Here is a 12,978-nt window from a genome sequence, read left to right on the forward strand (position 1 = left end):
TGAAGCGTGACGTCTCGGCCCGGTCACCGCGCGGCCCCGGCTGGTTCAGACCATCCCAGTCCCAGTGCCTTGTTGACCGCGATATAGCTGAGCGAAAGCTGCGCACGCGACTGCTGTACCGCGATCGTTGCTGCAAGGCGCTGACGCTCGATATCGAGCTGATCGATGACCGAACTTGTCCCCGCCTGAACACGCTGCGCGTTGAGCCGCTCGGACCGCATCGCAGTCGCCTCAGCGAGAACCAGTTGCCGCAATTGCGCACGCGTGTTGCCAAAGCCGGACAGCGCATTCTCCGCATCCTGCAATGCCGCCAGCACGGTGCGGCGATACTTGGCATCGGCTCCATCACGTCGCGCCTCCGACGCCCTGGTCGCTGCACGGTTCTTACCGAAATCGAGGAAGGACCAACTCAGCGATGGCGCGAGCAGCGTGGTCAGATTGCCGGTATCGAAAACATCGCCGGGGCTGGTGCCGCCAAGTCCTAGAATACCTAGGAAGCGGATCCCCGGGAGCTCCTTCGCCTTGTAGACGCCGATCGCGGCGGTGCTTGCTGCCAGCTGGCGTTCGGCCGAACGGATGTCTGGCCGATGCGCGATCAGCGCGGCCGGGTTGCCGATCGCAACCTGCGCAGGCGGCAGCGGCACGGCGACGACCGGCGCAAGCGTTGCGTCGAGCGCACCGGGCGTCCGCCCCGTCAGCACCGCAAGCTGGTTCAGATATTCATCACGCTGCGTGCCGAGCGGTATCGCGTTGGCCTGCGTGCTTTCCAGTTGATTGCGCAACCGCTCGACGGCGAGCAGCGAGACGGTGCCCCCCGCATAGCGCACCTGCGCCAGTTCGACCTGGCGTCGTTGCAGGGTTGTCGACGCGGCGTTCAGCCGGATCCTTGCCTGCACATCGCGCAGATTGACATAGGCCTGAGCAACCTGAGCGGACAGCGTCACCTGCGTATCCGCTAGATCGGCGCCGCGCGCGTCGATCGTCGCGCGTGACTGCTCGACCCCTCGCCGCCCGCCACCGAACAGATCGGGTTCCCACGATGCATTGAGTCCAAGATTGTAAAAATCGAGGGTGTTCGATCCGCCCGATGCAGCCGTATCGGCGCTACTGCTCTGACCGATCCCGACTCCCGGCAGCGCCGCGTGAAGATATGTGGCGTTCGCGCTGACGCTGGGCAGTTGCGACGCGCGCTGCTGTTTGAGTTCGGCTTGCGCCTCCCGGATGCGCGCGGTTGCCTCGTCGATCGAAGGGCTATGCGCCAGCGCATCGTCGACCAGCACGTTCAGGGTTGGATCGGCCAGCGTCTCCCACCAACGGGCGAGACCCGGTGATGCCATCAGCATCGTGTCCTGCGCCCGCACAAAGGTGCCACGGGCGATGGCGTCCGCCGCGACGGCGGGGCGCCCGCTATAATCGGGGCCGACGGTACACCCCGTCAGCGCAATGCTGGTCACGAGGGAAACCAGAAAAGGCAGGGAATACCGCATCAATGCACCATCGCCGGTTCGGCGTCCTTTGGCAGGGGCTTCAGGAACAGGACGAGGGGCAATGCGGCGAGCGTACCGAGGCCCATGATCCAGAAAATGTCGTTATAGGCCATGATGGCCGCCTGGCCCTGAACCTGTTGGCCGAGGATGCGGAGTGCAGTCGACGTGTCACCCAACTGGCGCGACAATCCACCGACAAAGTCCTGCACCGCTGGGCCATTGGCGTTCAGCGACTCCTCAATCCGACGCGAATGCAGCCATGTCCGCTGCTCCTGCAAGATCGAGATGCCCGCGAGTGCGAAGCTCCCGCCAAGGTTGCGCATCGCATTGAAAAGGCCGGAAGCATCGCCGGCATCGTCGGGCGGCACTGCGCGCACGACCGCCTGGCTGAGAAAGAGCATGCCCAGGATCTGGCCTACGCCGCGCATCAACTGACTGATGGTAAAGTCGCCGCCCGACGACGACAACGTCAGGTTCGCGTCCATCAACGCAGAGGCCCCCATGATGGCCAGTCCGGCTCCGACCGCGAGCCGGATATCGACCCGGCTCAACATCAGCGGCACGATCGCCATCATCAAAAGGCTTGGCACGCCCGACAGAAGCACCACCTTGCCGGACTGGAGCGCGTTGTAGTTGGCGACCGACGACAGAAACTGCGGGATCGCATAGGCGGTGCCGTACAGCACGATGCCGAGCACGACGCCCATCAGCGCCACCGAGCCGAATTGCCGATCGAGCAGCAGCTTGAGCTTGATGATCGGGCGCTTCGCGGTTGCCTGCCCCCAGAACAGGAGAGCAAAGCCAATCAGCGTTGTCGCAAACATCGCCCGGATCATGCCGGAGTCGAACCATTGCTCGCGCTGGCCGTCTTCGAGAAACACGGTAAGGCCACCCAAGCCCAGCGCCAGGCCGGCGATGCCCTTCCAGTCCGCCTCACCGAACAGATGCAGCTTGGCCTTCTCGTGCGGCAAACCGATCAGCAGGAGCGTAACGAGCACGGCGCAGATCGGTACGTTGATGAAGAAGGCGTAATGCCAACTTATATTCTCGGTCAGCCAACCACCGATCAGCGGCCCGAGGACTGGCCCTAGAATAGCGGTCGCGCCGAATGCGGCGACGCCGACGGATTGCTGCGATCGCGGCAGACGTTGCGCGATAATCGCCTGCGCCGTCGGGATCATCGCGCCGCCCGTGAAGCCCTGTCCCACGCGTCCGACAATCATCATCCCTAGCGACGTAGAAACACCGCAGATCACCGAGAACGCAGTGAACAAGCCCGCCGCGATGAGCAGGAACGTGCGCAGTCCCAGCATCCGTTCCAGCCATGCCGCCATCGGGATAATGATGATCTCCGATACGAGATAGGCTGTGGCGATCCACGTCCCCTCGGTGCCGCTGGCCCCGATCTCTCCCTGGATCGTCGGCAGCGACGAATTGACGATCGAGATGTCGAGCGTTGCCATGAACGCGCCGAGCGTGCCCGCCGCCACGGCGAGCCAGGCCGACAGGTCGGCGCGTTCGTCCGAACGACCGCCCGCGCGAGCGACGGATGGAGCGGATACCGCGCTGGTCACCTCAGCGGTCCTTGCGGTCGAGCTGCTTTTGCTGGTCGCGGATCCGGTCGAGCTCACCCTTGGCACCGATCGTATCGACCGTCACGACGACCGAGAGACCCGGCACGAGCAGGCGCTTGGCGGAGGGAGACGCTTCGATCGAGATACGCACCGGCACACGCTGCGTGATCTTGGTGAAGTTGCCTGTCGCGTTCTGCGGCGGCAGTAACGAGAATTGCGCCCCGGTCCCCGGCGATACGCTCTCGACCCTGCCCTTCAGCGCGATCCCGTCGATGGCATCGACCTCGATCGAGACCGGCTGGCCCGGCCGCATCAGTGCAAGCTGCGTCTCCTTGAAATTGGCCGTGATATACATTCGGTCGAGCGGCACGATCGACATGAGCCGCGTTCCAGCCTGGACATATTGGCCGACCGTGACGGTCTTGTCGCCAATCCGGCCGGCGGTAGCCGCGCGGATCAGCGTCGCGCCGACGTCGACATCGGCCGCGTCGAGCTGCGCGCGCGCCGCCTGCCCCTGCGCGGTACCCTGTCGCACCTGGGACTGGATCGATGCCACGCGGCGCTGCTGCATCGTCAAAGCGGCCGCCTGCGCGCGCGCATCCTCAGCGGATTGACGCGCGGTCGCTTCGAGTTGAACCAATTGCTGCCGGCTCTCCGCACCCGACGCCGCAAGCGGCCGATACCGGGCGACCTCCCCAGCGTCATAGGCCGCCTTGGAGCGCGCCGCCGCCAATTGGGCGCGGGCCTGATCGATCGTCGCATATTGCTCGCGGATCTGCGCACGAGCGTTGTCCGCCTGAGCTGCAGCCACGGCGATCTGCGCTTTGGCCTGAGCTGCTTGCGCCTCTGAGCTGCGGGAATCGATGCGCGCGAGCGGCTGTCCGGCCGTCACATCCTGATGATCGCGCACCAGCACCTCGGCAACATAGCCTGCAACCCGCGGCGACACCGTTACCATGTCGGCCATAACCTGCGCGTCGTTGGTATCTTGCAGATATTTCCCGGTTGATTCGTACCGCACGTACCAGATGACCCCGACGACCAACACCGCCAGGCCCAGCACGGTCAGAATGATCTTCGCGCGCAGGCTCAGGCCTTTCTTCGCGCCTTCGTCGTCATGCTGCGCGCTCGCATCCTCGCCAAGCGTAGCGTCCGGCTCGCGGTGCGCGTCTTCATGCTCTGTCACGGTCTGCCTCGTCGCTGCTCCGGCCGGGCCGGATGCCGGTGTCGAGGGCTACTTAAGACATTTTCCGTAAGCGGACAAGATGTCCGTTTACGTCAGCGAGGACGGAGTCCGTCGAGCAGAAGGTCCAGCGCATCGTTCAGATTGCGTAACGCCACCGCCTCATCGTCAAAATCATGGTAAACATTGCTCACCATGCGAAGCGCGATGCTCAGTTTCCATCCGTCCGTGTCGCTGCCCACATCGCCGCTCGCTCTCGCGCGATCCGCCAGTGGCGCCAACGCCTGCGCCAATCGATCACCCAATGCTCTGAAGGCCGCCATGTTCGCGGTATCGGCAACCAGATCCGCTGCGATACGGGCGTACAGGGACGTGCCGCGGGCGGTTACCAGCGCAACGTCTATCATCGATTTCCGCAGATCATGCCCAGCCGCCACGGTCTGCTGGATGCGTTCTATCTCCGACTCGAATATCGCCAGCGCAAGAGCTTCGCGGTCTTTAAAGTTACGATACAAAGTCCCCCGGCCGACTCCCGCTCGCGTGGCAACTTCGTCAAGCGGAACCTTATAGCCACGCTCGGTAAAGATCTCTGCCCCTGCAACGATCAGCGCGTCTCGCCGCACCTTCGCATCACGCCGCATCGAACGGCGAGCCTTGGCGACAGGAATGAGTCAACTTCGTCACTTCGAGCCTACCAAGATTGTCTCCTGCCATTTGCCACATTTATTCCAGAAATTGGGAACCATTGGTGGGCGCCGGTTTTATCACTCATCATATACCGGACACATTGTCCGGTTATGCGTCGATATCACAGGTCATCCATGGCTTCTGCAACTACCGATATGCAAAGTTCTTTGCCCGTGTCCATTGCCAGCAGCGTTGCCGCTGCGAGCGCGACGTTCGAGTCGTCGTTGATCGCAATCAGCCCGCGGTTACAGCGCTACGCCCGGTCGCTCGCACAGAATGCCGATGCGGCGGAAGATCTGGTGCAGGAGACGCTGCTGCGCGCATGGAAAGCGCGGGCGCAGTTCGTCCCGGACACAAGCCTGAGCGCATGGACCTTCACGATTATGCGCAACCTGTTTTTCTCCGCACGCCGTCGCGACCGATTCCATGGGCCATATGACGAAGTTTCGTCGCAAGCTATCATTGCCACCGGTAGCAACCAAGACAATGTAGTCGACCTTGCGAAAGTAACGGCGGCGATGGCATTATTACCGGAAGGGCAGCGGCAAGCACTCCATCTCGTCGCTATTGCCGGAATGACACCCGATGAGGCTGCCGACCGGATTGGGTCTCCAGTCGGGACGGTAAAAGGCAGGGTGTCGCGCGCCCGAACGAACCTGAAACTGCTATTGAGCCCTCAATCTTCGCGTTCGTCGGCGGTAGTCGGGAGATTACCTGTTATTGCGACCCAGCAGCGTATGGTCGTCAGAAAGAAGCGGAATTTTAAGGATCGCTCCTTGGTGATTGGTTAGGATTCTGCAGCGCCTCCGGTACCTTGCCGGGCAAAATTGGCACCTGAGTAGGGCCGGCGGATGGTTCCCAGATCTGCGAAGCGGGTTGCTGCCGTCTCCGGCATGCCCGTAGCATCGGCTCGCCCGTCGAATGAATAGAGCACGCCTGTCAATAGGAGCAAGGTGATGCGCATCATGCCCATCACCGGGTGGTGTCCTCGATGGTTCCAGCTGCTGCCAACCCTGTTGCGCCGCTGTCAAAGCGAGCACCCAGGCACCTCCGCACCGCGCCGCTCGCGCGTACGACCGTCACCACCGCTGCGGCGCCGCGAACGTAAAAGGGTGCGCTGAGCCTCGACTTCGCGGATACGCAGGTCCTGCACCATCTGAATGGTGAACGAACGGCGGCTTAGCCGATTCCACTGCTCCAAACCGGACAGTCCGCTTTCCACCAATTTTGAATGCGGACGGTCGTGTTTCGTCACGGCGATCCGCCACACAATTGATATCCGCACGCCCGATCGATCAGACAAGGCCCCGTGCGCGTTGATGCTATTGGACGATGCGCCGCCACGACCGACTTCATTGCTTTGAACGGCGAAATTCCTGAAATCTTTCCTCCGCTTGTCTCTTGTCCACCGCGTCCCGCCTCATGTTGCAATCGACGGCATCACCACCAGCGCGGCAGGCAAAGCATTGCCATGCCGTGTCAGTCGCGTGGAGGCTGCGGGTTGCATCGGGATGCCACGGACAGGCGCCACGGAGCCGGTCATCTCCATCGACGAATGGTTGCAGCTAAACGGTCTGGCTAATCAGCCCGACCACCGCATCGCGCGTTGATCCGTCGCGCGATGAGAACGTATTGTTCTCCATATTCGCCTGCCTCGTCCAGATCGCCGATCTGTATGCTGGACCATCATTTCGGTTGGTTCATCACAACGATCGCCGATCCAGAGCAACCAAGAAACGCGGATTGGGTCGGTGTCGGCATCAGCGATGACCCCGCCCCGCTCGAACGCACGGTGCAGAGATTGCATGAACGATCGGCGCCAAGATCAGAATGAGGCGCGGCGCAATTTGCCCCCCGCGACCGCAGCGAGGAGCGGGTTGCCGAACACAATCCTCCGATCCTCACGAACGATGTTTCCGTCTTCCGGGTGCCAGGTGAACACCGCGGAGCGTGCAACCTGACCGCGCTCGATCCGGGACAATTGCGACGCGGAGACGCCGCTACGGCGGGCAAGCTCGGCGAGCGTCCAACCAAGCCGTCGGCGTCCCCATCGCAGAGATTCGCAAAGATAAACTTGCTGACCATCCTGGGGGGTGTCGGGCATCCGGGGATGAGACCCCGTGTTTGATCCAACCTCCGCCACTTGTGCCCAGTCCAATTCAAAGATCGCCATCATTCGCTTGAGCGTCTCGGAACGGGGCCACGCTTTTCCGTTCTCGATCCGCGACAGCGCAACCCGACCGATCCCGACCCGCGCCGCGAAAACCTTCGGCGCGATCGGCTCGCCCATTCCCGCCTCGCCTTGTCGATAGCTCCGTATGATCTCACCCAAATCGGCACGAAGCGCGCCAAAGCCTGCAGGCAGACGCATGCGGGGACGCGGACGTGCGCAAGACATTGAGGGCATTTACCGATTTTGTATCGTTGATGCACGCTAGATAACGACCATCCCAAAACGTCAGCATGGTCGCTGTGCAAATCGAGTGGGTGGAAGACGAGAAGGCGCAGGAGGCGCTTGCCGATCTCGTCCGGCTGCTCGCGCATCAAGCAGCAAGAGAGGCTCATCGGGAAGCGCAGGATTCCCGGCGCCTCGAAGTTATGAAAGAATAAGTCATGCTGACTCCCCTACCCCGCCGCATCGCGCTCTACGGCCGTCACTCGACCATCATGCAGACCGCGTCATCAAGCGCTGATCAGGTTGCGGCCTGTGCACCGCTGGTCAGCTTTCTGGGCGGAAACGTCGTGGCGACCCAGCTTGATCCTCAGCTGTCAGGTTATCGCCGCAATCGCCCAGGACTACAGCTGTTGCTGCGCGCAGCGGAAGCTGGCGAAATCGACATCATCGTCTGCGAGTCGCTCGACCGGCTGGCGCGTGATGCAGAAGACGTGGCCTGGCTGGGCAAGAAGCTCGCCTATCACCGCGTCCAGCTCCACACGGTTAGCGAAGGCCATGTCGACGAGATCAAATTCGCAGTGGCAGGGCTACTCGGATCGATCTTCCTGAAGCATCTCGTCGACAAGACGCTCCGTGGCATGGAGGCAGCCGTGCTTGCGGGGCGGTTCGCCGGATGGCGTGCATATGGATACAAGCGGATGGTGCGGCTCGATGCGAGCGGAGAGGTTCAACGCGGGCTGCTCGAAATTGACGAAGCGCAGGCCGAGGTGGTGGGCCGCATCTTCGCATGGTTCGCCGCGGGGTTGTCCTCTATTCAGATCGCCACCCGGCTGAACGACGAGGGCGTGCCGGGCCCCCGTGGTGGGGAGTGGAACGCCTCGACGATCCGAGGCGATCCCGCCAAACTAGTCGGCATCCTCAACAACCCGCTCTATGTGGGACGCCTAGTATGGGGGCGCCGGGAGTGGCGCAGGAACCCCGACAGTGAGAAGCGCGAACGCCGCTATCGGCTCCGTGACCAGTCTGAGTGGGTCGAGGTTGCGGTCCCTGACCTGCGGATCATCGACGATACTGTCTTCGAGGCCGCGCGCGATGAAATCGAACGCCGCAAGCGCCCGGCAACCGCATCGTCGACGGTCGGCAGCAAGCGCGCAAAGCATCTCCTGTCCGGGCTCATCCGCTGCGGTTGCTGCGGGGCAAACTATACGATCAGCGGGAAGGATTATTACCGCTGCGCTGGTCAGAAGGAGCGAGGCACGTGCGGTAATCGTGTTTCCGTGCGCAAGGAACCTCTGGAGGCCGCGACGCTGGCGGTTCTGCAGGAGCATCTGCTGACCGAGAACCATGTGCGCCTATTTATAGAAGAATTCGAGCACGAGATGCAGCGATTGGGCCGCCAGGACGCGGGCATGGAGCACGCAGCTCAACACCGCCTCAAGCAGGTCACTACTGAACTCGACAATCTGTACCAGAACCTGCTCGCTGGCATTGCCAGTCCGGTGCTCCGGGCGATGATCGCGGAGCGAGAGGCGGAGAAGGAGCGGCTGGAGGCACAAAGAGTTGCAACAACTACCGGGAAACCGATCGTAGTCTCCCTGCCCCACCCGGTGCTTGTGGGCCGCTTCCGCAGCAAGGTTGCGGCACTCCGCCAGTCGCTCGACGACGAAGCGATCCGGACCGAGGCTGCGGCAGTGATGTCGACGCTCATCGAAAGCGTGACGATCTGCCCCGACGAACCCGGCGGCCCGGAGGCGGAGGTGGTCGCCAAAGTATCGGACCTGCTAGCCTGGGCCACAAACGACGACAGCCCCGGAGCTTGCGCAACGGGGCTAGGAGTGTCGTCGAAGATGGTTGCGGGGACAGGATTTGAACCTGTGACCTTCAGGTTATGAGCCTGACAGGAGTGTCGTCGAAGATGGTTGCGGGGACAGGATTTGAACCTGTGACCTTCAGGTTATGAGCCTGACGAGCTACCGGGCTGCTCCACCCCGCGACGGCACGGCTAGCGTGCGTTGGGTAGAAGAAATTGTGAATGGGTTTTGGATATGTGCGTGTATGCATGTCGCACGGGCTTCAATGCCTGGCGACGACCTACTCTTCCATCGCTTGAGCGATAGTACCATTGGCGCAGTCGGGTTTCACGGCCGAGTTCGGAATGGGATCGGGTGGGACACCGACGCTATAGCCACCAGGCAATGGAGCCGGTGCGACATGCGTGTGCGTCATATCTGGGATACCCCACCGCGCTTAACGCTTGGTGGGGTTTTAAAATCGATACCGTGCAAGGTCGTGGTATATTTGTGACCAATCCCTCGACGGCGAGGGGATTGGCAATCTGGCGTCGTCTTAATCATCCGCACTATCGAATGGCTAGCTGGGCGAACCCAGTGTTGTCATTGATGGTGTGAGACTCTCAAGCGCGAATAGAGCAATTAGTATCGGTTAGCTCCATGCGTTACCGCACTTCTACATCCGATCTATCAACGTCGTGGTCTCCGACGGCTCTATGAAATCTTATCTCGAGGGAGGCTTCCCGCTTAGATGCTTTCAGCGGTTATCCCGTCCATACATAGCTACCCAGCTGCGCTCCTGGCGGAACGACTGGTACACCAGAGGTATGTTCAACCCGGTCCTCTCGTACTAGGGTCAACTCCTCTCAAATTTCGACGCCCACGGCAGATAGGGACCAAACTGTCTCGCGACGTTCTGAACCCAGCTCACGTACCACTTTAATTGGCGAACAGCCAAACCCTTGGGACCTGCTCCAGCCCCAGGATGTGATGAGCCGACATCGAGGTGCCAAACAACCCCGTCGATATGAGCTCTTGGGGGTTATCAGCCTGTTATCCCCGGCGTACCTTTTATCCGTTGAGCGATGGCCCTTCCACGAGGGACCACCGGATCACTATGACCGACTTTCGTCTCTGCTCGACTTGTCAGTCTCGCAGTCAGGCGGGCTTATGCCATTGCACTCTAACAGACGGTTTCCGACCGTCCTGAGCCCACCATTGCGCGCCTCCGTTACTCTTTAGGAGGCGACCGCCCCAGTCAAACTACCCGCCACAGAGGGTCCCTGTTCCGGCTTACGGAACGAGGTTAGACATCAGAAACAAACAGGGTGGTATTTCACCTATGGCTCCACATCAGCTGGCGCCGATGCTTCAAAGCCTCCCACCTATGCTACACAGTTTCTTCCTAATGCCACTCTGAAGCTGCAGTAAAGGTGCACGGGGTCTTTCCGTCTAACCGCGGGTACTCCGCATCTTCACGGAGAATTCAATTTCGCTGAGCATGTCCTGGAGACAGTGGGGAAGTCGTTACGCCATTCGTGCAGGTCGGAACTTACCCGACAAGGAATTTCGCTACCTTAGGACCGTTATAGTTACGGCCGCCGTTTACCTGGGCTTCATTTCAGAGCTTGCACCCCTCCACTTAACCTTCAGGCACCGGGCAGGCGTCAGGCCCTATACGTCGTCTTGAAGCCGACTTAGCAGAGCCCTGTGTTTTTGCTAAACAGTCGCTACCCCCTGGCCTGTGCCCCCTCAAAGTGCTTGCGCATAGTGAGGGCCTCCTTCTTCCGAAGGTACGGAGGCAATTTGCCGAGTTCCTTCAGGACACTTCTCTCAAGCGCCTTGGTATACTCTACCTGACCACCTGTGTCGGTTTCGGGTACGGTCTATACGGTGGGGCTATTTCCTGGAACCATTTCGAAGCCATCCCAATCCGATAAGGGATGACAACACACATGATCCGTCACACACCACCAGGCCCACGAATATTAACGTGGTTCCCATCGACTACCCCCTTCGGGCTCGTCTTAGGGGCCGGCTCACCCTGCGCGGATTAGCCTTGCGCAGGAACCCTTGGTCTTTCGGCGAGAGGGCATCTCACCCTCTTTATCGCTACTCATGTCTGCATTCGCACTTCCGATACCTCCACGACCCATTACCAGATCGCTTCACAGGCTTACGGAACGCTCCGCTACCGCGTACCACATAAGTGGCACACCCTAAGCTTCGGCACGTATCTTGAGCCCCGTTACATCTTCGCCGCAGGACCTCTTGTTTAGACCAGTGAGCTGTTACGCTTTCTTTAAAGGATGGCTGCTTCTAAGCCAACCTCCTGGTTGTTTTGGAAGTCCCACATGCTTTCCCACTTAGATACGATTTGGGGGCCTTAGCTGTAGGTCAGGGCTGTTTCCCTTTTGACGACGGACCTTAGCACCCGCCGTCTGTCTCCCGCATATCACTCTTAGGTATTCGGAGTTTGGTTAGGTTTGGTAGATCTCGCGACCCCCTAGCCCATCCAGTGCTCTACCCCCTAAGGTGTTCGTGCGAGGCACTACCTCAATAGTTTTCGCGGAGAACCAGCTATTTCCCGGCTTGATTGGCCTTTCACCCCTAAACACAACTCATCCGGTAACTTTTCAACGTTAATCGGTTCGGACCTCCAGTGCATGTTACTGCACCTTCATCCTGGTCATGCCTAGATCGCCGGGTTTCGGGTCTAATACATCAAACTCTGGCGCCCTATTCAGACTCGCTTTCGCTGCGCCTACACCTATCGGCTTAAGCTTGCTTGATACATTAAGTCACAGACCCATTATGCAAGAGGTACGCTGTCAGGCCATAAAAGCCCTCCAACTGCTTGTAGGCAATCCGTTTCAGGTACTGTTTCACTCCCCTCATCGGGGTGCTTTTCACCTTTCCCTCACGGTACTAGTTCGCTATCGGTCACATACGAGTATTTAGGCTTGGAGGGTGGTCCCCCCATGTTCAGACAGAATTTCACGTGTTCCGCCCTACTCGAGTCCTGAATTCTCACTTTCGTATACGGGGCTGTCACCCGCTATGGCGTCACTTTCCAGAGACTTCTACTAGTTGAAATTCAGGCACTGGCCTGGTCCGCGTTCGCTCGCCACTACTAACGGAATCTCGGTTGATGTCTTTTCCTCCAGCTACTGAGATGTTTCAGTTCGCCGGGTTCGCTTCACGAAGCCTATGTATTCAGCTAAGTGATACCTAACCTAATTAACTCTACCCCAGCATTGCTGCTCAAGTAGAATTAATCGGGATAGGTGGGTTTCCCCATTCGGAAATCGTCGGGTCAAAGCTTGCTCACAGCTCACCGACGCTTATCGCAGCGTGCCACGTCCTTCATCGCCTGTATGTGCCAAGGCATCCACGAATTGCCCTTACCTCACGCTTGAGAGTCCACACCACCAACGACATCACTGGGTGCCTCCGAAGAGGTCACCAACTCGGCAGAGCAGTGCGCGTTGGCCTTTGTCAGGTGCGGATGATTATAATCTCAGCCAGATTATTAGTATGATGATGTCGATATCTGGAGCCTCGAACTGCTCGTCCAGATCGCCCTGCACAGAAGTGCCTTGCGAACCGCCGAAGCAATCCTCGTCTCCAAAATCGAGCACCTCACGGCATCGATTTTAAAAAACCCATTCACAATGTCAAATACGGGTCGTCTTGACCCAATCACCGTGCTCTCGCACGGCGAACCGTTTCTCTTCATCTCTAGGTTGTGGCTGATGGTGCGTGTTTCGCGAGCCCGTCAGTCGCAGCGAAGCTGCGCCTTGTGGGCGCGCTTTGCAGCGCTGGCCGTTCTTGGGGACGTGCGCGGCAGCTTTGCTGCCTC

General features: G+C 60.1%; 9 protein-coding genes, 1 tRNA gene and 2 rRNA genes. 2 read left to right on the forward strand and 10 right to left on the reverse strand.

All coding sequences use genetic code 11. From position 1 onward, the window contains the following. Positions 1 to 23 precede the first annotated feature (23 nt). From ASG20_RS06995 to ASG20_RS07010, 4 genes are all read right to left on the reverse strand, one after another. On the reverse strand, positions 24 to 1,454 hold the full coding sequence (locus ASG20_RS06995; RefSeq protein WP_236698754.1) for an efflux transporter outer membrane subunit: 1,431 nt from the start codon (positions 1,452 to 1,454) through the stop codon (positions 24 to 26). 32 nt (positions 1,455 to 1,486) lie between these two features. Further along, the gene (locus ASG20_RS07000; protein ID WP_056050156.1) at positions 1,487 to 3,061 is read right to left on the reverse strand and encodes an MDR family MFS transporter; all 1,575 of its coding nucleotides are present in this window, start codon (positions 3,059 to 3,061) and stop codon (positions 1,487 to 1,489) included. Between the two features lies 1 nt (position 3,062). Next, positions 3,063 to 4,247: an HlyD family secretion protein gene (locus ASG20_RS07005; RefSeq protein ID WP_056050158.1), complete on the reverse strand. Its 1,185-nt coding sequence runs from the start codon at positions 4,245 to 4,247 to the stop codon at positions 3,063 to 3,065. 92 nt (positions 4,248 to 4,339) lie between these two features. Continuing rightward, the gene (locus ASG20_RS07010; RefSeq protein WP_056050160.1) at positions 4,340 to 4,885 is read right to left on the reverse strand and encodes a TetR/AcrR family transcriptional regulator; all 546 of its coding nucleotides are present in this window, start codon (positions 4,883 to 4,885) and stop codon (positions 4,340 to 4,342) included. Between the two features lie 180 nt (positions 4,886 to 5,065). On the opposite strand from ASG20_RS07010, the gene ASG20_RS07015 reads away from it, so the two are divergent. Further along, positions 5,066 to 5,722, forward strand: coding sequence for an RNA polymerase sigma factor (locus ASG20_RS07015; RefSeq protein WP_168371608.1), 657 nt, complete (start codon positions 5,066 to 5,068; stop codon positions 5,720 to 5,722). A gap of 236 nt (positions 5,723 to 5,958) precedes the next feature. Here the strand turns inward: ASG20_RS07015 and ASG20_RS19325 are convergent, their stop codons facing one another. The 3 genes from ASG20_RS19325 to ASG20_RS19330 all read right to left on the reverse strand — a co-directional run bounded on the left by ASG20_RS19325 (position 5,959) and on the right by ASG20_RS19330 (position 7,302). Next, positions 5,959 to 6,186 carry a hypothetical protein gene (locus ASG20_RS19325; RefSeq protein WP_156364076.1) on the reverse strand — a complete coding sequence of 76 codons (228 nt, stop codon included), beginning with the start codon at positions 6,184 to 6,186 and terminating at the stop codon, positions 5,959 to 5,961. 97 nt (positions 6,187 to 6,283) lie between these two features. Continuing rightward, positions 6,284 to 6,496: a CHC2 zinc finger domain-containing protein gene (locus ASG20_RS20145; protein WP_082470839.1), complete on the reverse strand. Its 213-nt coding sequence runs from the start codon at positions 6,494 to 6,496 to the stop codon at positions 6,284 to 6,286. Positions 6,497 to 6,756: 260 nt separating this feature from the next. Beyond that, positions 6,757 to 7,302, reverse strand: a complete 546-nt coding sequence (locus ASG20_RS19330) for a helix-turn-helix domain-containing protein (protein ID WP_168371609.1) — start codon at positions 7,300 to 7,302, stop codon at positions 6,757 to 6,759. Between the two features lie 242 nt (positions 7,303 to 7,544). Between ASG20_RS19330 and ASG20_RS07025 the strand changes: the two genes are divergently transcribed. Continuing rightward, positions 7,545 to 9,218 (forward strand): recombinase family protein, encoded by a 1,674-nt coding sequence (locus ASG20_RS07025; RefSeq protein WP_056050166.1) that lies wholly within the window; start codon positions 7,545 to 7,547, stop codon positions 9,216 to 9,218. Between the two features lie 24 nt (positions 9,219 to 9,242). Here the strand turns inward: ASG20_RS07025 and ASG20_RS07030 are convergent. The 3 genes from ASG20_RS07030 to ASG20_RS07040 form a co-directional block, all read right to left on the reverse strand. Further along, positions 9,243 to 9,319: transfer RNA gene (locus ASG20_RS07030), tRNA-Met, on the reverse strand. Positions 9,320 to 9,404: 85 nt separating this feature from the next. After that, positions 9,405 to 9,519 (reverse strand): 5S ribosomal RNA (rrf, locus tag ASG20_RS07035). A 219-nt stretch (positions 9,520 to 9,738) separates the two neighbouring features. After that, positions 9,739 to 12,534 (reverse strand): 23S ribosomal RNA (locus ASG20_RS07040). Positions 12,535 to 12,978: the final 444 nt, after the last annotated feature.

The sequence above is a fragment of the Sphingomonas sp. Leaf198 genome (assembly GCF_001424005.1).
GTDB lineage: Bacteria > Pseudomonadota > Alphaproteobacteria > Sphingomonadales > Sphingomonadaceae > Sphingomonas.